Genomic DNA, 20444 nt, shown 5'->3' on the forward strand with positions numbered 1-20444 from the left:
TCGTTCCGCCTGTGGCGCGGCGGCCACGCCGCTGTCCACTCATCGTGGCGGGAAGCGGACCCGGGCCTCAACGGGGCGCATTCGGGGGGGCGGTCGTTCCGAACCGAATCGGTGGGGACGCTCCGCGTACAAACAGCGCGTACAAACAGGCGGACCGAGGTGCGGCGCGCGGGAGGCAGGTCAGCGCAGGTCGAGCAGCATCACGTCGTGCAGGTCCGCGCCGACCCAAGGGCGCGCGTCGCCGACCTTCCGGTATCCCCATGCCCGGTACGCGGCCACGGCCGCCTTGCTGTCCGGGTGGACGTTGAGCAGGACCCGCTCGGCGCGCGCCGCGTCCGGCGCCGCTCCAGCCAACGTGCCCTAGAAACCGACGGGGCAGACATTAAGCCCTAGGGCGCGAGCCTTCTCTACAGCCACGTCTGCCTTACCGTTGAACTCGTCCAAATATTTGTTCGCCGTGTCCGTGTCTCCCTTTTCCGCCCAGGAGACCCCTGTGCGGAAATATTGGGCTGCCGATTGGGCGGCGGCGAATGTCTCTCGGATTTCACCCCCGACAATCGGGGGGACATCCACCTTTCGCCACTCCTCCAGAGCTGCGTCCATAATGGCGCTCAGCCCCTTCTCGTACGCGTGATAGGCCGCGCGCTGCTCCGGTGGGGGCTGCTTCCCCAAAGCCTGTAGCTGCGGAACGTAGCGACTACAGGCTTCGTCCGCCTCCTGTACGTAGCCGCTCTTAAGCCACGCCGGCACTGCGTAACCCACAATGGGCACCAAAATGCCTAGCGCTGCCAAGACGATCGGCCACATGATCACCGGCTTCCGGTACCACGGTGGCTCAGGTGGCGGTCCGGGATCTGGGGTGGGGCCAGGGTCCGGCGTGCCCGCATTGCCCCCCGTGCCATTGCCCATGGCAGTCCTTCCTTAGTTCGCACGCACATGACGCACCCTCACGAATGGCAGTTGCGCCATCGAGCCATCGGCCCCTACGCATCAGATGCGATCACCCACATGGTCTAACCTGATGTGCCCGGCATCGCGTAGCCGAAAACGCCTCCCGCGACAGACTCCCGTCCAGCCACCGCGAAACACTTCGCGATATCGAACCTTTTTGCACCCATCACACATTCGTCCAGCACTGCTCAAGAGCTTGCAACAACTGCTCCATTCCTGGCCACCAGGACCAAGGCAGCTTCCTCGGGAATGGTTACGTAGGAGCGCTCTCCTTATCTTGAGCATGAAAAATCCCGCCAAAGCGGGCCATCAAGCTGGATTGTTATTTGTCGAGCCGGTGAGGGCGGGGGACCTCGACGGTCTGCGAATTACCCCCCCTCGAAGATCCACCGCCCGAAAGCCCCTGCGTGCACATGAAGCACTACGGCAAGCAGCGTGCAGACAACGCCAAGCGGTTGGCTTCCTCGACAGCTAGCCGGATCGACCTCGCCCCGAGTGGCTGCCTGAAGCAAGATCCCTGCCCGGTCGGTCACGTGGTTGGTCACGCCGCCGGTCACAGAAAGTCCCGATCCTACTGGTCACTCAGAGGAGCGGGAAAACAGAAAAACCCCAGCTGAGCTGGGGTTTCTTCTGATCTAACCGGTGTCCGAGGGGGGACTTGAACCCCCACGCCCGATAAAGGGCACTAGCACCTCAAGCTAGCGCGTCTGCCATTCCGCCACCCGGACCAGGTGTTGTCTCCGCGAGGTGTTTCCCCCGCAGCGGCACGGCTAACAATACCAAGGTTTCGGAGTGCCTTTCAGCAGGTGAAGGGGGGGCGGGCCGCCCCGAGGAGTCGATGCCTCGGGACGGCCCACCCTCTACTCAGTCCTGCGCTTCCGCCGACACCGGCTTCGGGATCAGGAACGACGTCGCGAGGGCGGCGCCCAGGATGGCGACGCCCGCGATCATGCCGGACGTGTAGCCCGTGGACGAGGTCGCGTCCGCGGGCATGGCCGCCGTCTTGACCGCGTAGAGGAGGGCGAAGCTGAGGCCCGCGCCGAGGTTGAACGCGCCCGCGTTGAGGCCCGGCAGGAAGCCCGGGTTGTCGGTCGGGGAGTGGACGATGCCGAGGCCGTTGAGGACGATGTTCGCCACGCCCGCGTAGGTGATGCCCACGAGGATCGAGGCGGCCAGCAGCAGGACGCGCGAGTGGGCCGGGATCGTGAGGATCATCAGGACGACGGAGGCCGCGGCGCCGACGAGGCCGAGGCGCAGGACGCGGCCGTAGCCGAAGGTGGCGGCGAGGCGGCCGGCGATCGGGCCCATGGCCAGGCCCGCGAGGGCGTAGGGCGTCAGGGTCCACCACGCGGACTGCTCGGCGGTCATGCCGAGGCCGGCCTCGGCGTCCTGGGCGAACGACGGGATCAGCCCGTTCATGACGGCGAACACACCCGTCATGGTGAGCACGGTGGTCAGCAGGGTCGCCCAGGTGGCGCGCCGGCGCAGGTGCCCGGTGGCGACCAGCGGGTGGCTCGTGCGGTCCTCGGTCCGCCAGAACAGGGCGAAGGCGACGGCGGCGACGGCCACGAGCGCGCCGACCAGGAGCCAGTTCGCGGCGCCGAGCTTGCCGGCCTCGTTCAGGGCGATGAGCAGCGAGCCGACGGAGACGACGAGGAGTGCGACGCCCGGCCAGTCCATCCGGCTCGCGGCGGGCACCTTGGACTCGGGGGTCAGGGTGGCGACGAGGACGGTGGCGACGACCGCCACGACGGCCATCGACCAGAAGACCGCCTCGAAGCCGTGGTTGTCGGCGAGGAAGCCGCCCGCCAGGGAGTCGACGCCGGCGATGCCGCCGTTGACCGCGGTGATCACGCCCAGCAGGGTGCCGTACCGCTTCGGCTCGGTGATCTCGACCCGCAGCATGATCAGGCAGAGCGGGACGGTCGGGCCGGACACGCCCTGGATGACGCGGCCGACGAAGAGCATCGGCACGCTCGTCGCCAGCGCGGCGACCACGCAGCCGACCGCCATGAGCACCAGCATTCCGGCCAGGACCTTGCGGCGGCCGATGACGTCGCCGAGGCGCGGCAGGAAGAGCGAGAACAGGGCGGCGGAGGTGAAGAACGCCGTCTGGGTGAGCCCGATCTCCGCGGAGCTGGCACCGAGGCTGTCCTCGATGCTCTTCAGCGCGGGGCTGAGCATGCTCGCGTTGAGCTGGAAGGCGATGCAGGCCGTGAGGAGCGCGGTGACCAGTACGGCCACCCGGGTGGAGCGCCCGCCCGCCGAACCGGTGGGCTGATCGTCGGTGATGCGGTCAGTGAGGGAAACGTTCATGCCTCGGGGATCTCTGGGAGCGCAGCACGGCGGCTGCTGCCGGGGCGGGGCCTTGGGCACCGCGTCCGGTCGAACGGCAATATCTCTGGGCTGCCGGCCGACCCTCGGGCACGCCTCGGGTCACACCGCCTCCCAAACACAGAAAAACCCCAGCAAAAGCTGGGGTTTCCACTGGTGTCCGAGGGGGGACTTGAACCCCCACGCCCGATAAAGGGCACTAGCACCTCAAGCTAGCGCGTCTGCCATTCCGCCACCCGGACCGGGTGTGCGTCCCGCAGGTGTTCCCCGCGGCGACATGGATAACAATACCAAGGTTTCGGAGTGCCTTTCACCTGGGTATTCGCGAGGGGCATAAGGTCCTTTTATGGGCAAAGAGGGACACTTCGCCTCGCCGAGGAGGGCCCCGCGGCGGCCGCGGGCCCTGTCTCCGTTGCGGGAGCACCTGCGGGACACGTTCTGGTTCACGCCGACCGTGGGACTGGTGGCGGCGGGGCTGCTGGCCTTCGGGGTGCTGGAGCTGGACCGGCTGCTGATCGAGGTCCTCCAGGAGGAGCAGGACTACGACACCGTCGAATCGCTGATCGGCATCGCCGACGACACCAAGACGATCGTCACGACGGTGGGCTCGGCGATGCTGACCTTCATCGGTGTCGTGTTCTCGATCTCACTGGTCGCGCTCCAGATGGCCAGCGGGCAGTTCTCACCGCGCGTCGTGCGGCTGTACGTCCGCAGCAGGATCACCAAGAGCACGTTCGCGGTGTTCCTGGCGACGTTCCTGTTCGCGCTGCTGGTGCAGACGTCGTACGAGGGGGAAACCGATCCCCGCGCGGTGCAGACGGTGCCGATCATCTCCAGCCTCGCCTGCGTATGCATGGTGCTGGTGAGCCTGGGCTTGTTCATCGCGTACGTGAACTCCACGCTGCGGCTGATGCAGGTCAGCCATGTCGTCGACCGGATCACCCGGGAGTCGTTCCGGGTGCTGGCCCGGCTCGGGACGGTGGACACCGGGGCCGTCGCGCTGCCGGAGGTCACGGCCGAGATCGCGTATCTGGGGCGGGCGGGGGTGCTGCGGGACGTGAACATCGCCCGCCTGGTGCGGGTGGCGCGACGGCACGGGGTGGTGTTGCGGCTGATCCCGCGGATCGGGGACTTCGTGGTGCCGGGCACACCCTTGCTGGCCGTGCACGGCGGGACCGGGGCGCCCCCGCAGCGGCTGCTGCGGTACAGCGTCTCCGTCGGGGTCGAGCGGACCTTCCACCAGGATCCGGCGTTCGGGCTTCGACAGCTGTCGGACATCGCGCTACGGGCCCTGTCCTCCGCGGTCAACGATCCGACGACCGCCGTGCAGTGCCTGGACCGGATCACCCAGTTCCTGGCCGCGCTGGCGGGCCGGCCGCTGGGGGCGCTGCACCACGGTGACGGCAAGGGGGTCGTACGGCTCGTGCAGGACCTGCCCGACTGGACGGGCCTCGTCGACCTCGGCTTCACCGAGATCCGCGGCTGCGCGATCGGCGATCCGCAGGTCACCCGAAGGCTGATGGCCGCGCTGGACGATCTGTGGTGGCTGGCCCCCGAGGAGCGGCGGCCGCCGCTCGAGCGGCACCGCGCGCTCCTGGAACAGGCCGTGGAGCGCACGGTCCCGGAGGCCGCCGACCGGGAATTCTCACTGCTGCCGGACCGTCAGGGCATCGGGTGACCCTGCCCGTCCGCCCACCGGGCCGGCGTCACGTCGGCATCAGGTGGTACTCCGGGAAGTTCCCCGGCAGCCGCTCCTCCGCCGCGCGCGGGCCGTCCGTCACCGCCCGGACCAGCAGTTCGCCGCCCACGAACGCCCCGCGCCACGAGGCCCCGAAGCCGCCGAACAGCTCGTCGCGGTCGCCGCGCGAGCGCGGCTTGCCCCGGCCGACCTTGAAGGCGCGGATCTGCGGGGCCAGCCGCTCGTACGCCGCCGCGTCGTCCGTCGAGAGCGAGGCGACGAGGGCGCCGTTGCTGGCGTTCATGGCGGCGAGGAGCTCGGCCTCGGTGTCCACGAGGACGATCGTGTCGACCGGGCCGAACGGCTCGGCGTGGTGCAGGGGCGAGGACGGGGGCGGGTTGAGGAGGGTCACGGGGGCCACGTAGGCGGAGAGGTCCTGGCCGGGCAGGAAGTGGCCGTCGGCCAGGTCGCCCCGGTGCAGGGGTATCGCGCCCCGGTCGATGGCCTCCGCCACGTGGTCGGTCAGTTCCTTGGCCTTGGCGGCGTTGATGAGGGGGCCGAAGTCCAGCTCCGGCAGGTCGTCCGCGGGGTCGGCGACCGCCAGCGGATGGCCGGGGGTGACCGACCGCACCGCCGGGAGGTACACCGCGAGGAAGTCCGCGAACGCCGACCGCTGGACCACGAAGCGCGGGTACGCCGTGCAGCGCTGCTTGGCGTAGTCGAAGGTCTTGCGGATCTGCGGGGCCAGCGCGTCCCAGCCGGTGAAGTTCCAGACGCCCCAGGTGTTGAGGCCCTCCTGCTCCAGGATGTGGCGCTTGCCCAGGTCCGCGACCGCCGTGGCGACCCGCGCGCCGGTGTCGCGGCCGCCCACGAACGAGACGCAGCCGATCTCCGGCGACCGCACCAGCGCCTCCGACAGCTCGGCGCCGCTGCCGCTGACCAGGGTCACCGGAAGTCCTTCGCGGGCCGCGAGGGCACAGGCGAGGGTCAGACAGGCCAGCCCGCCGTCCGTCGGGGTCTTCGCGATGACCGCGTTGCCCGCGAGGGCCTGGACGAGCATGGCGTGGACGAGCACGCTCATCGGGTAGTTCCAGCTGGCGATGTTGCTGACCGGGCCGGGCAGCGGCACCCGGCCGGCGACCATGGGGTCGATGCCGTCCACGTACCAGCGGACGCCGTCGATGGCCCGGTCCACGTCGGCCCGGGCCAGCCGCCACGGCTTGCCGATCTCCCAGACGAGGAGGAGGGCGAGGAGGTCACGGTGCTCGGTGAGCGCGTCGAGGGTGGCGGCCACCCGGGCCTTGCGCTCGGCGAGCGGCACCTCGCGCCAGGCGCGGTGCTGGTCGAGGGAGGCCCGTACGGCGTGCCGGGCGGTGTCCCGGTCGAGGCGGGGCGGGCCGGCGACGGGGGTGCCGTCGACGGGGGTCGTGGCGGGGAGCGGGCGGCCGTCCGCCTGCCAGGTGCCGTTCCACAGGTTCAGGACGCGCTCACCGCGGAACGCCTCCGGGGCGAGCGCCAGGCAGCGCTGCCAGGCGGTGGCCCATTCGGTGCCGGGCTTCAACCGGAGGGGGCGGCGGCCGTCTCCCCCGGGGGTTTCGGGGGAGGTGCCAGAGATGACTGCCATCGGTGTCTCCGCTCTCGGTGCACGGGGGCTCCCCTGCCGGAGGCAAGGGGAGTGCGGGGCGGGGAAGTGGCGCGGTCGTGCCGTACTACGGGCGGTTCTCCTTGCCGTAACCGGGCATTACCGAACGGTAGCCACGTGGCGGGCCGTCCGCCGGGCGCCCGCCGAGGATGAGGCCCACGTCACTCCCCCGGCAGCCGGCCGGGGCTCGGCCCACCCGGGCCGGGGCGACCGGGGACAATGAGCCGTCCACCGCCGCCACCAGCACCGGGACTGATCGACATGGGACGGGTCACCGAACGACGCCGCGTCATCCGCATCCGCGAGGGGGCCGTCAGCACCCGGCCCGACACCCTCGTGGCCGAGGAGCCGCTGGAGATCCGGCTGAACGGCAAGCCGCTCGCGATCACCATGCGCACCCCCGGCGACGACTTCGCGCTCGCCGCGGGCTTCCTGGTCAGCGAGGGCGTCCTCGGCAGCGCCGAGGAGCTGGCGAACATCGTCTACTGCGCCGGCGCGACGGAGGACGGTTCGAACACCTACAACGTCGTGGACGTCCGGCTCGCGCCCGGTGTGCCCGTCCCCGACATCACCCTGGAACGGAACGTCTACACCACGTCCTCCTGCGGCCTGTGCGGCAAGGCCAGCCTGGACGCCGTACGGACCACCGCCCGCTGGAGCATCACCGACGGGCCGACGCCGATCCGCCTCGAGCCCTCCCTCCTGTCGGTCCTCCCCGACCGGCTGCGGGAGGCGCAGCGGGTCTTCGACCGCACCGGCGGGCTGCACGCCGCGGCGCTCTTCTCCCCGGACGGCGAACTCCTGGACGTCCGTGAGGACGTGGGCCGGCACAACGCGGTCGACAAGCTCGTCGGCCGCGCCCTCCAGCAGGGGCTGCTGCCGCTCTCCGGCGTGATCCTCCTCGTCTCCGGCCGGGCCTCCTTCGAACTGGTCCAGAAGGCCGCCATGGCAGGGATCCCCGTTCTCGCCGCCGTGTCGGCGCCGTCCTCGCTCGCCGTCGACCTGGCGGCGGAGACCGGCATGACCCTGGTCGGCTTTCTCCGCGGCTCCTCGATGAATGTCTACGCCGGGGAGCAGCGCGTTGCCCTAGGGTGAAACCCGCCTGACGCAAGGGGCCGGATCGGGGGGAATGACACATGGCAGCACGGCAGTTACCGCCGTTGCCGCAGTACCGCGTGGACGCGGTGACGCGTCGGATGTGCGCCACGACCCATATCGACGAGGACTTCACCGACGAGGTGTTGTTCGAGTTCACGGCGGACCGGCTCAAGGCCGTGGGGCTGCCGCTGGGCATCAACCTCGTCGCCCTCGTACGGCACGCGCTGGCGGCCCGTGGGCGGGCCGCGGCCCGGGACCGCACGCTGTCGCTGCTGCTGGCCGGGGCGGGGGTCTCGGTCGTGGGGACGTCCGTCTCGCTGGGCAACGGCTCCACGGCGGCCGCCGTGGGTTTCCTCCTCGCCCTGTTCGCGGTCGTGGTGGCCGCGTGGGTGGTGGCGTGCCGGGCCGTCTTCCAGGCGCGGCGCGCCGCGTTGGACGTGTACCGCGGCACCGCCGAGCCGGAGAAGCTGGCGCCGCCCGCGCCGCCGGAGACGGAGGCCTATCTCAAGGCGCTGCGCCGGGCCAACGTCGTGCCGTACGACGCGGAGGCCGAGTCGGCCAATCCCTTCGTCGGCAGTGGCCGGAAGATCAAAGAGGTGGTGTGGGCGCCGATCGACGTGGGACGGCCCGCCGATTCGCCCACGGGCGGGAAGCTGACCATCAAGCCGTTCGACGCCGTCAGCCTCCACACGTACGTGGCGAAGGAGATGGCGAACATCGTCGGTCTGGAGCGGTTGCGCGCCCAGAACCGGCTCTACATCCGTGGGTTGAACGTCCCGCACCTCGGTGCGGATCTGCTGCCCGATCCCCTCAAGCGCCCCCTCCCCCGCATCCCTCCGGCGCTGGTGCAGTCCGCCGTGGTGCGGTCCGGGGCGGGGATGCGCGCGTATCTGAGCCTGGAGATGGTGGGCGAGGGCGGCAACGTGGTGGTGTCGATGCATCTGCGGGCGCGGCTGCTGGACCCGAGGCTGTCGTGGGAGGTGGCCGCGTATGTGCTGCCGCCGACGAAGCACCGGTTCCACGCGGTGGCGTATCTGCCGCTGGGCGGCTTCGAGCAGTGGTGGGTCGTCGTGCGGCAGCCGTCCTCCAACCCGTTGCGCGCCATGTGGGGCGCCCCCGGCCGGGCGCGGCACCGGCGGATGACCCGGCACCAGCACGAACGGGCCCTGGAGAAGGCGCGCCGGCAGATCACCAAGTACCACGCCGCCTACGACTACGGGGCGTTCGACAGCCTGCGGGAGCGGACCTCGGACTGGGACGCCATGGGTCACTCGGAGCGCACGGACGCGCAGGACATCTTCCAGCGGCTCCAGCAGGGCGTGCTGATCGCCACGGAGCGCTTCCTTCGCGACCACAACGTCGACACCGGTGACTTCGACCGCGCCCAGCAGGTCATCACCACCCAGACGTACAACATCTCGGGCGACATCACGGGCCCCAGCAATTTCGGCAACAACGGTCAGATCAACGCGTACGGGCAGCAGCAGGGCGCGGGCCATCAGCAGGGCGGCGGCTCGCACCCCTGACCGCCTCGATGACCGCTCGGACGACCATTCGGAGGGAACCGATGAGTACGTACAACTTCCACGGCAACATCTCGGGGCCGGGCAACTACGGGGACAACGGGAAGATCGAGGTGCACCACGGCCAGTCGCCCGCCGATGCCCTGCGGCTGGCCGGTGAGTTGGTGCTGCGGCTGCGCACCGAGAGCCCGGCGCTGGCCGGTGAGGCGGAACTGCTGCGGGGCGAGCTGGTGCGGGCGGACGAGGAGGGGCGGCCCGCCGACCGGGGGCGGCTGCGGCAGTGGCTGGAGCTGATCACGGTGGGGGCCGCGGCCGGGAGCGGCTCGTTCGCCCTGGCCCAGGAGCTGGGCCGCGCCCTGGGGATGTGACTCTCGCGGTTTGTCCTGCCGACGGCGGGCCTTCTTGCCGCCTGCGGCGGCGAGCGCCCTGCGGGCGCGTCCTCAGGTCGCCGGACGGGCTGAAATGAGCCCGTCCGGCGAAGGCCCGCCGGCCCCGCCCTAGTCGGCCCGTACGACCGCCTCCGCGCCCGCGAGGTTCACCGCGAGGCCGGAGCGCAGAGGGAGGGTCTGGCCGGGGGCGACCGTCTGCGAGGTGCCGTCGGAGCGGCGTGCGGTCCACGCCGCGTCCGAACGGTTCGCCAGCCCGAACTTCCCCGGCTTCTTGGGGTGTTCGACCAACTCGGCCACCAGCGTCGCGTCGGTGTAGTCGTGCCGGGGCGGCTCGGCCCGCACATGGTGGGCGTGGAGCCGGGCGGCGTGGCCGAGGCGGACGTGCCGTTCGGTGCGCGGTGGCGGCGTGGTGATGACCAGCCGCGGCGGCAGCAGGAGGGTCCGTCCGCAGGACCAGCAGGCGCGGGCGGTGGCCGAGCGCGGCTCGGTCATGTTCTGGCGGCCGCAGGACGCGCAGACGACGATCGTGTCGCGCACCTCGCTCAGGGCGTCCCGCCACTGGGACTCGCGGACCCGCCGGGAGGCGTCGCGCAGGCCCTCGGTGAAGTTCTGGATGAAGAGCTTCCGCAGGGCCGGGGGTGCGGTGGCCCAGGTGGCGAGGACGGTGCCCTGCTCGGTGGGGTCGGGGGCGTTGCGGCTGTCGTCGGGGTCGAAGATGAACAGCGGGCTCTTGCCGTAGAGCTTGCGCTCGGCGGCCTCGTCCAGGCAGCGGATGGCGAGCTCCGCCCTGCCCTTGAGCGGGTGGTGGTTCATCAGCAGCATGAAGAGCAGGACGGACAGGGAGTGCAGGTCCGTCTGGGTGCCGGGGATGGCTCCGACGTCGCCGCGGACCAGTTCGGGGGCCATGAACTCCATCGTGCCGGTGATGCCGCTCGCCTCGCCCTCGACCACCGCGTTGTCGTTGTCGCAGACGAGGACGTCGCCGGTGGCCGGGTCGAAGAAGATGTTGCCCCAGGAGATGTCGCGGTAGGCGATGCCCCGGGAGTGCAGCGCCTGGTACGCCTCGACCATGTGCAGCCCGGCGGTGACGAGTGCCTGGGGGGTGGTGCGCAGCCGGCGGCGGAAGAGCGCGGGCAGGCCCTTGAAGCGGTCGGGGCGTACGTCCATGAGGTAGCCGAAACCGTCGCCCCGGCCTGTGACGAACGCATGGGGCCACAGGAAGCGGTCGTCGTCGAAGTCCCGGCCGACGAGCTCCTCGACGATCTTGCGCTGTTCCGCGGTGGCGCAGGCCGGGTAGTACCACTTGAGCGCCTTCTCGCCCTGATCGGTCGAGACGCGGTAGACCTCGCCCTGGCCGCCGGCGCCCAGCATCCCGGTCACCACGGCTTCGTGGCCGTCGTCGATGGTGAGCCGGGCGCCGTTGTCGAGCATGCCGGACATCAATTCTCCGTTTCGTGAGGGTGCGGTGCGTCCTGCGGATGCGTGTTCTCCGGCGGTACGGCCTGGGGGTGCGCCGGGTCCCGCCGGAGCCGCTCGCGCGGGTCCCCGCTGTCGTCCTCGCTGCCCGCCGGGCGCCGCCAGGCGGCGACGGCGGTGGTGTCGTCGCCCGAGTACGTGCCGGCGTGGGCGAGCCAGCCCGGCAGGGCCTCGCGGATCCCGTCGGCCCCCACGGTGTCCAGCCGTTCGTTGAGCTCGCGGACGAACTGGATGAACCCCTCCTGTGCCGCGAAGCTCTTCGACAGCCCGTCGGTGGAGAGTGAGACACAGCGCGGCATCCGGTCGGGGTCCGCGACGGGCGCCCAGTGGACCCGCATCAGCTCCCACGCCCGGGGCGCGCAGAGCGACTCCGTCTCGTCCCCGAGCTCCGGCTCGGCCGGGGCGAGCGGCGCGCCGACCGAGCCGTCGGCCTCGACGACCATGAGGTCGCCGTCCCCGAGCTGCCAGGCTGCGAAGAGGCCGGGCACGAGGACGGCACCCAGCAGCGTCGTGCCGTACGGGCTGAAGGCCGCGGCGTCGTCGGACCCGTCGCCCAGTGGGTGGTCGCGCAGGTGCCGGCGGACCTCTTCCTGCCAGTCGCGCACGATCTCCCGGGGCAGCCAGTGGCCGGCCGCGTGCCGCAGCCGGCGGAGGTCCTCCGGTGCCCGCGCACGCTCGGCGAACGCCCGGCCGCACCGCATGAAGACGTCGACGGCGAACCGCGCGCCGAGGTGGCTGCGGGTGTAGGCGGCCGAGCCGTGTCCGTCGGCGACGGCGAGGACGAGGACGTCGTCAGCCGGGGCGTCGGTCTCGTACCAGTCCTGGTTGCGGACCTTGGCGGGGCCCTGGACGCTGTCCCCAAGGATTTCCCAGTGCGGCACGCTCACCACACGGTGTCGTCATCGTCGTCGAGCGTGGGCGGCGCGAACGCGGGTCCGGGCGCTTTGGTGAGGCCGCCGGCGACGGGCTGCGAGGCCGCCTTCACGGCGGCGGTCGAGGCCCAGCGGATCGCCGCCGCCAGCTGCTTGGGGCTGTTCGCGTCGAGAACGGGCAGCTCGGGGTTGCCGAGGAATTCCTGCAGGACGCCCCGGTCGGCGTCCTGGCCGATGGCGATGGCGACGCGTACGGCCTTCTTGCCCCAGGGCGTCGCGTCGATGGCCTTGAGACCGGTCCGCCACTCGTCGAGGGGCTGGCCGTCCGACACCAGGGCCAGCACGGGCTTGAGCGCCCGCTGCGGCATGGGCGGCGTCTCCAGCTCGCGGGCGGCGAGGCTGAGCGCCGCGCCCAGGTTGGTGCCGCCGTCGACCTGGACGTCCTGCCAGGTGAAGTCGTCGATGGAGACGGGGGTGGGCGTGTGCCACTGCGCCGTGGTGGAGAAGGTCATGACCCGCACCAGCAGCTGGGCCGCCGCGTTGTCGTGTGCCACCGACCGCATCTCCGGGATCGCTTCCCGGATCGCGTAGTTGAGCTGCCCGATCTTCTCCCCGGACATGGAGTACGAGCAGTCGAGGATCCAGATGAAGTGAACCGGGCGGTTCTCCATCGGGCCTCCGGGAATGTCGCTCACGTCGACATCACCCTCCGTTCAGCATGAGCAGGACGATAACCACGGCCGCGCCACCCACCATTGCGGACGCGGCGACGAACAAGCCCAGTACGACGCGGCGTTGTCGCGCCGTATGGGTGGGCACCCCGGTGGGTGCGTGGGTGGATGCGGGTGTCACCTGGGGTGGTCTCCCTCGTCGTTCGGGACAGCGTCGACCCTAACCGGGTCTGTGGGGCACGTCAGCGTTTTCCCGTGCCACGCGCCTCGGCGACCTCGGCCGCGAGCAACTTCCTTACGGGAAGTCCCGTTTGTGACAGCAGCCAGAGGACCGGTTCGGCCGCCCGGCGCTGTTCGCCGCTCTGCGCGTCCTCCCCCGTGGCGGCATGGGCACTGACCGCCCAGTAGCGGGTGCGGCCGAAGCTGTGGTCGAGCCCGCGCACCAGATTGCCCAGGCCGACGCTCTCCAGCCAGGAGTCGATCCGCGGGCCGGGCACGGGCAGGGAGACCAGTTGGTCGAGGACGTCCCGCTTGGTCACCACCGTGGCGACGGGGGTGCGCCGACGCCGGCCGGTCAGTGCCTGCATCTCCCCCGCCAGCCGGTCGTAGGTGGCGGTGGGGCCCTCCGGGGAGGGGCGGGCGGAGACCGCCCGTGGCGCGTCCTCGCCGCCCAGCCGGGCGCGCACATCGGGTTCGGCCAGCGCGTCCACGACCATGACGACCCCGTTGGCGTGCGCGAGGTACTGCTGTTCGCGGACCGTCTTCGCGTCCCGCAGGGTCTCGCCCATCGGGTCGTACAGATACAGGAGCCGGCGGCGCCGTCCGCGGGAGACCCGCAGCATGAAGGCCCGCGGCTGCCGGGCGGTGGTGGCGTGGGCGAAGCCGTCGCCGTCCAACTGCCGGTCGAGCGCGTCGAGCTCGCGCGCGTCCTCGACGGTCGCGAACTCCACCTCCAGCGACCCGCGCCGGTCCCAGGAACGCAGCCCGGCGACCATGGCCGCCAGCAGCATCGTCTTGCCCGACGAGGTGCCGCCGACGAGGGGCACGTGGACGATCCGCGCGGCCGCCAGCTTCCGGGGCAGCCGCTCGTCGCAGTGCGGGCAGTGCCCGGTCAGCGCGTCGCGGCCGGCCGGAAGGCTGGTGGCGAGTTTCCGGCCGCAGGCGCAGATCCGCCACAGCGCGCCGAAGCGGCCCGGGCGCAGGCGCCGGTGCGAGGCACCGCAGTCCGGGCAGTGGTAGACCGGCAGGGGGATCGGCCGGTAGCAGCCGGGGTAGGGGCACTTCATGCGGACGCCGCGGGCGAGCAGCCCGGCGCGTTCCACCGCCCGCACGGCGAGGGCGGTCGCGGCGAGGGCCGCGCACACCACGGCGACCAGCAGGGCGAGCGTCAGCAGTATGACCGCGAACAGTCCGGCGGTGCAGACGGCGGCCAGGGCCGCTCCCACGGCGACGCCCAGGCCGGTCAGCCACAGGACGCAGCGGGTGAAGCCGTTCACGCCCCGGGAGCCGCTCGGGCGGCGGCCGCGCAGCAGATTGCGTGTGATCCGGCCGAACCACTCCTTGGTCAGGGTGTGTTCGACGGCGTGGGCTCCGTTGCGCGCGGCGGAGCCGATGTCCTTCCACACCTGGCGGAACCAGTACGAGAAGTGGGCCGGCTCGCCCGCGGTGCCGGGCCGCTCGACGCGCGGGTCGGGGGCGCCGGGCTGCCACGGCCCCAGACAGCGGCCGGTCGTGCTGAGGGCGCGCCAGAGGAACTCCGGTGCCGTGCGCAGGAAGACGGCGAGGACGCACAGTTGGAACGGTCCGCCCAGTAAGTAGGTCATCGGCCGTGCTCCTCTCCGGGGCGTTCGATGTCTCCCGGTCCGTAGGCGGGTCCGGGTGTCCGGCCGCCCCGGCCGCGCCAGCGGCCGCCGAGCCTGCCGAGCACGCCGGGCCGGTGCCAGTCCCCGAACGCCTCGGCCCAGCCGCCGCCTCGCCGCCGCAGGCTCTCCAGGAGGGCGTCGACGTCTTCGGCGGGCATGCGGCGCACCACGGGCTTCAGCACGGAGGCCAGCAGTTCGGTGCGGGTCCGCTCCCAGAGCGGATCGGCTCCGGAGGCGGTGTGCCAGGCGACGAAGCAGGCGGCCGCGTACGAGGGGGAGCGGCGCAGCGCGCTGCCGACGCCGTCGCCGCGGGCTCGCTCGGCGTAGGCGCGCAGCAGGGTCTCGTCGCCGGAGTGGATGAGGGCCCGCAGTTCGCCGGGGGGCTGGTGTTCGGCGAGCAGCCGGTCGGCGAGGGCCTTGCCGAGGCGTTCCTCGATGCCGGATTCGAGCGGGGTCGCCTGGGGTCGTACGGCGAGCGCCCGTTCGGTGAAGCCCGGTTGGGCCTCGCCGGTGGTCAGCTCTCCGGCCAGTTCGAGGAGGAGCAGCGCGGCCCGCTGCCTGGGGGCGAGGTCGGTCGCGCAGCGGGCGAGCAGGGCCTTGGCGAGGTCGGGTGCCTCCCGGTCGTCGGGGGCGCTGTCCAGGGCGGCCCGGACGAACACCTCGTCGAGGCCCGCGGCGCGGTGCCAGGCCACGGGGAGCTGCGCGAGCAGGGTGCCCGCCTCGACGGGGCGCAGGGGGCGCTCGCCCTGGACGAGGCGGAAGGCGGCGCGCAGGACGGACGGTTCGGCCCGGTGCTCGGCGCCGGCGGCTTTCATGAGCGCGTCGAGCAGCGCGGGCCGGTCGGGTCGCAGCCGGCCGTCGGCCGTCAGGACGCCGAACTCGCGGGCCGTCCTGAGGTGGGGGTGACCGGTGAGATCCGCGTCGGGCAGCTCGGCGAGGGCGTGGGCGACGCGGCCCGGGTCTCCGGTCGCGGCGTGCTCGTCGAGTGCGTCGAGCACGGTGGCGGTGAGGGTGCCGTGCGGGGCGAGGGCGGTGCGCACGGTCCGGCGGTCCTCGGGGGTGCCGTCCAGCAGGACGGCGGTGAGGCGGGCGGTGAGTGCGGGCCCGGCGCCCCCGTAGGCGATGTCGCGGTCGGCGCGGAGCGCGTCGGCGAGGCCGAGCAGGGCGAGGAGCGGGCCGAGGGGGCCGTCGGGGTCGGCCGCCGCGCGGTCGAGTGCGGTGTGCAGGTCGCGCTCGAGGGGTGCGGTGGCCGTGTCGTCGGCCAGCCGGGAGAATTCCCCGGCGAGCCCGGCGAGTGCCGTCCATTCCTCGGGGGTGCGGTCCGTGCCGCCGGCGGCGAGGGTGGCGAGCAGCGCCGGCCAGTCGTCGGCCCCGGCGTGCTCATGGGCCGCACGGGCCGCGGCGGTTCGCCCGGCGGCGTCGAGGGCGATGCCCTCGCGGGCCGCGAGGACGGCCAGCCGCCCGGCCTCCGGGCCCGTGTCGTGGCCTGCGTCGTGACCTGCGTCGTGACCGGGGCGGGCCGCCTCGGCGAAGAGCTCGGGCCGGTCGGCCAGCCAGACGCGGGCGGCGACGGCCGCCCAGGGGTCCGGCTCCCGGCGGGCGGGGCTGGAGTTGCCTCCGGCGCAGTCGTGGACGCGGTAGCGGTGGTCGGCGGCGGCCCCTGCGAGGTCGAAGTCGGCGTCCGGGAGGGTGCCGACGATCTGCTGGCGGGCGAGCTGGGGCCGCCGGGTGTAGGTGGTGAAGGTGAGCCGGTCCGCCCGGTCGCGGGGCAGGACGGCGCTGGCGACGGCGATCCAGTGCGCGGTGTCGGCGCTGTCGCGTTCGACGACGAGGAGTTGGGGCGCGTCGGGGCTGCGCAGGAGGGCCCGTACGTCGGCGAGGAAGGGTTCGAGCCGGTCGGCGCGGGCGCGGCAGAAGCGGATCAGGCCGGCGCGGTCGACCCGCCTGGCAGGGGTCAGGTTGGTGAGCGGGCCGGGGTGGCGCTCCTCGGGGGTGCGGTCGGTCCACGACGGTGACTCCCACGCCTCGATGGGCAGCAGGCCGCCGGGCAGGGCGCCGTCCTCGGGCAGGCGGACGGCGTGGGCGTGGAAGTTTCCGTAGCGGCCGCTGTAGTCGGTGCCGGTGTAGACCGTCCGGCACAGCAGCCGGCTGCCGTCGGAGAGCGTGTTGTGGCTTAACGCGACGGGGAACACGGCGAGTTCGTCGCGGGTCGGGCGGCCGGGGGCGTCGCGCGGGGGTTCGTACCCCACCAGTTGCTCGACCTCCCCCAGCAGCGCCGCGGGGAGGGCGGCGCTGACGGCGGTGAAGCGGAAGCCGGAGCCGTCCGGGCCGGGGGCGGCGGAGGTGTAGTGCAGCTGCGGCAGGTTCACGCGGCTCCCTTCTTGGCCTTGCGGACGGGCAGCAGGCCGCGGCGGGCCAGCAACCACAGCAGGGGGTCCTCCACGCGGGTGGGCTGGGGGCCCGATTTGGGGGCGTCGGCGGGGGCGTCGGCCGGTGGCGGGGCGCCGAGCGCGGAGAGGCCGAACAGGGCGACGTCGGAGAAGTCGCTGTCGAGCTGTCGGCACAGCGCGCCGCCGTCCCAGCCCTCCAGCAGCGAGCGCACCTCCTCGTGGACGACGGGGCGCTCGGCGTCGTCCAGGGCGCCGCCGTGGTGCGGGGCGTTGTGGTGCAGCGGCGACCGGGGGGAGAGCAGCGGGCGCAGCATGTCCGTCTTGGTGAGCGCCACGGCGATGGGGGTGGACAGGCGGCCGCGGGAGCCGGAGCGGCCGTGGCCGCGCAGTTGGGCGGCCACGTCGGCGGCGATCTGCTGGGGCGCGGTCTCCACCGACGGCAGGGGCGGCCCGCCGGTGCCGCCCAGCTCTTCCCTGACGGGCGCCATCTGGAGGGGGTCGACCAGCAGGATGATGCCGTCGGCGGCGGCGAGGTAGGCGGTGTAGCGGTCCATGGCCTCGGCGTTGCGCAGGTCCTCGCCGGCGGCGTCGAAGAAGACGAGGGCGGTGTGCCGGCTGCCTTCGCCGAACCGGCCCCGGTGGGGCACGCTCAGCCGGTACAGCAGCGGGTCGTTGAAGCCCAGCGCGGCGGGTCTGGTGGCTTCGGGGAGCTGGAGCCGTTCGTAGAGTTCGGCGGCCATGTCCCGGTCGCGGCGCTGGGTGTCGCTTCCCATCGCGGCCAGCGACGCCCGGTAGGCGCCGCCGACGCGGTGTCTCAACTCGTTGACGAGCACGGCGACGTAGGTGCTCTTCCCGGTGGCCTTGGCGCCCACCAGGGCGATGATGCGGCTGTCCTGGTCGCAGTAGTCGCTGGGCAGGTCGCTGTGGCACTGCCGGCAGACCCGTACGGGGGTGGCGACGCCGCAGCCCGGGCAGTCGGCCCGCTTTCCGCCGATGCGGAAGGATCGCGGCGGGTCGAAGACGGGGCCGCGCATCCGGGCCTGGGGGGCGACGGAGGTGCCTTTGAACTGGGCCCAGACGTCGTCCCGTTCGGGGTCGCACTTGGTGCCGCCGCGGATGCCGGAGGCGGACATCAGGCAGCGGTAGCCGAGCCGGCCGGACTGGCCGCGGGCGAAGCAGTAGGGGCAGATGACGGTCGTCATGTCAGCGCACCACCAGGTCCTTGTGCGGGGGTTCTTCGAGTCGTACGGCGTGGGCGTGCGGCCCTGTCAGGAAGGCTCGCAGGGTATACGGGCGGCGGACCCCCGCGTCGGCCACGGCGGCGTCGATGTCGCGGCGTACGGGGCCGGCGAGCAACTCCGCACCGCTCAGGCGCAGTACGGGTATGCCGTCCCGCACGGTGCGCGGCGGGTCCGGTGCCCGGCGGGGGGCGTCTCCCGCGCGGGCGACGAGCACGAACTCGGGCATTTCCAGGGCACCTTCGTGGGATTCACCGACGGGTTCGGGGGTGGCGGCGCGTACGGTGACGCGGCGGCGCCGGCCGGTGAGGAACCCGGGGCGGTCGACCGCGTAGCTGACGGCCACGTCGGCGGGGAGCCCGGTCTCGGCGGAGGCGGGCGGGAGAACGACGTCCGCGTCGGCGACCGCGAGGGGTTCGACGCGAAAGTGTGCGGCCGCGCGGGTGATGTCGAGGTGGAGGCCCTCGCGGAGGTAGGTGCTGCGGGTCAGCCGCCGCTCGTGCGTCCCGTCCGCCTGCCACCAGCGGACGCGTACGCGGTCCGTGGCGCGCGGCCAGTCGAAGGTCAGCCGGGCGCGGGTGGGTTCCACGCGGCGGGCCGTGAGCTCCGGCACGCCTTCGGGCACGTCGACGCGCACGCTGGGGCCCGCGACGGCCCGGTCGCCGAGGACGGTGACGGCGGTGACACGGGTGGTGGCACCGGTCGGCGGGCGGTACTCGGCGCCCCCGGCCCGGGGCGCTCCGCAAGGGGGCCAGGCCAGCTCGGCCGGCAGGTCGGCGGCGGGGGTGCGCAGGTCCTCGCCGGGCGTGGGCGGCGTACCGGGCCAGTCGAGGAGCCGCACCTGTCCACGGGCTCCGCCGGTCCAGTCGACGCTCAGGACGCCGGGGGTTCCGCCCTGGCGTACGGTCAGGCCGGTCACGGGGTCGGGCCACGGGTGGACGGTGCGGTGGGCGGTCACCCCAGGGGAGCGGACCTCCCGGCCCGCGGCCGTGCGGTAGACGCAATGGATCCGGTAGCGGTGCTCGCCGGGCGGCAGGCCCTGGTCGGTGAACCCGTGCGGGCCGGCGGGCACGTCGGTGGCCGCGGGGGCCGGGCCGGTCCGTACGACGGTGACCCGTCGGGCGCCCGGCGGGGTCCGCCACCGGGCGTCGACGCGGGCCCTGCCGTCGGTCAGCGTCACGTCCGACACCTCGGGTGCGGCGAGGACTTCGGCGCTGACGAGCGGTCTGCCCGCGACGCGGTCACCGTCGAGCGGGAGGGCGGCGTAGCGTAAGCGCTCGCCGAGCGGCGCGGCAGCGTCGACGACATCGCCGCCGCTGGTGGGCGTGGGGGTGGCGGTGACTTCCGTCCACTCGTCCCGCCCGACCGTGCCGCGCAGGAGCCGCCAGGTGCGGTCCGCCGCACCGTCGGGGCTCGCAGGGTCGGCGGGGCCCACGGGGTCGGCGGGCCATCGCAGCCGTACGCCGTCCTGCCGGACCTCGGTGCGCAGGCCGGTGGGGCGGCAGGTGCGGAGGAGGCCGTGGAGGGCGTCGGTGTCGTCCTCGGCGGTGCGCACGGCGCGCAGGTAGTGGTCGGCCGCCGCGTCCGTGGCCATGCGGCGTTCCAGGGCGTGGGCTTCCCGGAGGAGGGCGTCGGTGCGGCGGGCCCGGGAGTCGATGCGGGCCACGAGGTGGGCGAGGCGCTGATCGCCCGCCGGGGCCGGTAACTGCCGGGTGAGGGTGTGGGCCCGCCGGGTGTTGCCGGCACGCCAGACGTCGACCAGGGTCTCGGCCGCCGCGCGGGCGGCGGGCGTGGTCCGCGCCGCGCGGCGGGCGGCGTGGGCGAGGGCCGCGGCTTCCGCGGGGTCGACGCCCAGGGCGGTCGCCGCGTCGGGGCCGGGGCCGCGCGGGGCGTCGCGCAGCAGTTGGAGGAGTTGGTACAGGACGACCCGGCGCAGCGCCATGGGGTGCTCGGCGAGGGCGGCGTCGTAGCGGGCGAAGAGGGAGCGCACCGGTTCCGGGGCGCCGGCGCGCAGCCGCGCGTCGCGGACCTCGGCCAGCAGGGCGCGGTCGACGTGTCTGCGGCGTCCGCCGCGGCCGGGGACGCGCAGCCCGTCCAGGACCAGGAAGTACCCGCCGGGTGTGCCGCCGGGCGGCAGCAGCGCGTCGGCGGCGTGCCGGAAGCCCGCAGCCCGTTCGGCGGCGCGGAGTTCGGCCCAGCCGGGGACGAGCGGGGAGAGCGGCATGCCCGGCAGGGCTTGTGGCAGCCCGAGGAGATCCCCGAAGTCCCGACCCATTTTTTTCTCTCGCCCCCGTGCCCGCGCCCCGTTCCGTGCGAAGTG

Annotated in this window: 14 protein-coding genes, 2 tRNA genes and 1 pseudogene; 4 read left to right on the forward strand and 13 right to left on the reverse strand. The window is 73.0% G+C overall.

Annotated features, from left to right (window positions below; all coding sequences use genetic code 11):
- Positions 1–180: 180 nt before the first annotated feature.
- The 5 genes and pseudogenes from FHS38_RS21390 to FHS38_RS21410 all read right to left on the reverse strand — a co-directional run.
- A pseudogene (locus tag FHS38_RS21390) lies at positions 181–336 on the reverse strand (N-acetyltransferase); the annotation flags it as partial.
- A gap of 24 nt (positions 337–360) precedes the next feature.
- The gene (locus FHS38_RS21395; RefSeq protein ID WP_184735773.1) at positions 361–909 is read right to left on the reverse strand and encodes a hypothetical protein; all 549 of its coding nucleotides are present in this window, start codon (positions 907–909) and stop codon (positions 361–363) included.
- 685 nt (positions 910–1594) lie between these two features.
- A tRNA-Leu gene (locus tag FHS38_RS21400) sits at positions 1595–1679 on the reverse strand.
- A 136-nt stretch (positions 1680–1815) separates the two neighbouring features.
- Positions 1816–3267: a uridine transporter UriT gene (uriT, locus tag FHS38_RS21405; protein ID WP_184735775.1), complete on the reverse strand. Its 1452-nt coding sequence runs from the start codon at positions 3265–3267 to the stop codon at positions 1816–1818.
- Positions 3268–3439: 172 nt separating this feature from the next.
- Positions 3440–3527 (reverse strand) — tRNA-Leu (locus FHS38_RS21410).
- 104 nt (positions 3528–3631) lie between these two features.
- Here FHS38_RS21410 and FHS38_RS21415 point away from each other — a divergent pair.
- Positions 3632–4963, forward strand: a complete 1332-nt coding sequence (locus tag FHS38_RS21415) for a DUF2254 domain-containing protein (protein WP_184735777.1) — start codon at positions 3632–3634, stop codon at positions 4961–4963.
- A 28-nt stretch (positions 4964–4991) separates the two neighbouring features.
- Here FHS38_RS21415 and FHS38_RS21420 read toward each other — a convergent pair whose 3' ends face one another.
- Complete coding sequence (locus FHS38_RS21420; RefSeq protein ID WP_184735779.1) at positions 4992–6587, reverse strand: aldehyde dehydrogenase family protein; 1596 nt, start codon at positions 6585–6587, stop codon at positions 4992–4994.
- A 279-nt stretch (positions 6588–6866) separates the two neighbouring features.
- Between FHS38_RS21420 and fdhD the strand changes: the two genes are divergently transcribed.
- Genes fdhD through FHS38_RS21435 form a run of 3 tightly spaced genes read left to right on the forward strand, consistent with a single transcriptional unit; the run spans position 6867 to position 9594 of the window.
- Positions 6867–7700 carry a formate dehydrogenase accessory sulfurtransferase FdhD gene (fdhD, locus tag FHS38_RS21425; RefSeq protein ID WP_184735781.1) on the forward strand — a complete coding sequence of 278 codons (834 nt, stop codon included), beginning with the start codon at positions 6867–6869 and terminating at the stop codon, positions 7698–7700.
- Positions 7701–7741: 41 nt separating this feature from the next.
- Entirely contained in the window at positions 7742–9229 is a 1488-nt protein-coding gene (locus tag FHS38_RS21430; RefSeq protein ID WP_184735783.1) for an AbeC-like domain-containing protein, read from the forward strand.
- Positions 9230–9270: 41 nt separating this feature from the next.
- Positions 9271–9594 (forward strand): hypothetical protein, encoded by a 324-nt coding sequence (locus FHS38_RS21435; RefSeq protein ID WP_184735785.1) that lies wholly within the window; start codon positions 9271–9273, stop codon positions 9592–9594.
- A 129-nt stretch (positions 9595–9723) separates the two neighbouring features.
- On the opposite strand, the gene FHS38_RS21440 is transcribed toward FHS38_RS21435, so the two are convergent.
- From FHS38_RS21440 to FHS38_RS21470, 7 genes are all read right to left on the reverse strand, one after another.
- Entirely contained in the window at positions 9724–11055 is a 1332-nt protein-coding gene (locus FHS38_RS21440) for a serine/threonine protein kinase (RefSeq protein WP_184735787.1), read from the reverse strand.
- Entirely contained in the window at positions 11055–11972 is a 918-nt protein-coding gene (locus FHS38_RS21445; RefSeq protein WP_229822596.1) for a PP2C family serine/threonine-protein phosphatase, read from the reverse strand. The genes FHS38_RS21440 and FHS38_RS21445 overlap by 1 nt, the downstream gene beginning before the upstream one ends.
- A gap of 2 nt (positions 11973–11974) precedes the next feature.
- Entirely contained in the window at positions 11975–12634 is a 660-nt protein-coding gene (locus FHS38_RS21450; RefSeq protein WP_184736131.1) for a vWA domain-containing protein, read from the reverse strand.
- Positions 12635–12876: 242 nt separating this feature from the next.
- Positions 12877–14457 (reverse strand): TRAFAC clade GTPase domain-containing protein, encoded by a 1581-nt coding sequence (locus FHS38_RS21455; RefSeq protein WP_184735790.1) that lies wholly within the window; start codon positions 14455–14457, stop codon positions 12877–12879.
- Positions 14454–16865, reverse strand: a complete 2412-nt coding sequence (locus FHS38_RS21460; protein WP_184735792.1) for a GTPase-associated protein 1-related protein — start codon at positions 16863–16865, stop codon at positions 14454–14456. The genes FHS38_RS21455 and FHS38_RS21460 overlap by 4 nt, the downstream gene beginning before the upstream one ends.
- Positions 16862–18088 carry a TRAFAC clade GTPase domain-containing protein gene (locus FHS38_RS21465; protein ID WP_184735794.1) on the reverse strand — a complete coding sequence of 409 codons (1227 nt, stop codon included), beginning with the start codon at positions 18086–18088 and terminating at the stop codon, positions 16862–16864. The genes FHS38_RS21460 and FHS38_RS21465 overlap by 4 nt, the downstream gene beginning before the upstream one ends.
- Position 18089: 1 nt before the next feature.
- The gene (locus FHS38_RS21470; RefSeq protein WP_184735796.1) at positions 18090–20399 is read right to left on the reverse strand and encodes a SaeA-related protein; all 2310 of its coding nucleotides are present in this window, start codon (positions 20397–20399) and stop codon (positions 18090–18092) included.
- Positions 20400–20444 lie beyond the last annotated feature (45 nt).

The organism is Streptomyces netropsis (genome assembly GCF_014203545.1).
GTDB classification, from domain to species: domain Bacteria; phylum Actinomycetota; class Actinomycetes; order Streptomycetales; family Streptomycetaceae; genus Streptomyces; species Streptomyces netropsis.

Coding starts and splice junctions, on each gene's coding strand:
- FHS38_RS21395 (WP_184735773.1), bottom strand. CDS start 909: ATGGGCAATGGCACGGGGGGCAATGCGGGCACGCCGGACCCTGGCCCC.
- uriT (WP_184735775.1), bottom strand. CDS start 3,267: ATGAACGTTTCCCTCACTGACCGCATCACCGACGATCAGCCCACCGGT.
- FHS38_RS21415 (WP_184735777.1), top strand. CDS start 3,632: ATGGGCAAAGAGGGACACTTCGCCTCGCCGAGGAGGGCCCCGCGGCGG.
- FHS38_RS21420 (WP_184735779.1), bottom strand. CDS start 6,587: ATGGCAGTCATCTCTGGCACCTCCCCCGAAACCCCCGGGGGAGACGGC.
- fdhD (WP_184735781.1), top strand. CDS start 6,867: ATGGGACGGGTCACCGAACGACGCCGCGTCATCCGCATCCGCGAGGGG.
- FHS38_RS21430 (WP_184735783.1), top strand. CDS start 7,742: ATGGCAGCACGGCAGTTACCGCCGTTGCCGCAGTACCGCGTGGACGCG.
- FHS38_RS21435 (WP_184735785.1), top strand. CDS start 9,271: ATGAGTACGTACAACTTCCACGGCAACATCTCGGGGCCGGGCAACTAC.
- FHS38_RS21440 (WP_184735787.1), bottom strand. CDS start 11,055: ATGTCCGGCATGCTCGACAACGGCGCCCGGCTCACCATCGACGACGGC.
- FHS38_RS21450 (WP_184736131.1), bottom strand. CDS start 12,634: ATGGAGAACCGCCCGGTTCACTTCATCTGGATCCTCGACTGCTCGTAC.
- FHS38_RS21455 (WP_184735790.1), bottom strand. CDS start 14,457: ATGACCTACTTACTGGGCGGACCGTTCCAACTGTGCGTCCTCGCCGTC.
- FHS38_RS21465 (WP_184735794.1), bottom strand. CDS start 18,088: ATGACGACCGTCATCTGCCCCTACTGCTTCGCCCGCGGCCAGTCCGGC.
- FHS38_RS21470 (WP_184735796.1), bottom strand. CDS start 20,399: ATGGGTCGGGACTTCGGGGATCTCCTCGGGCTGCCACAAGCCCTGCCG.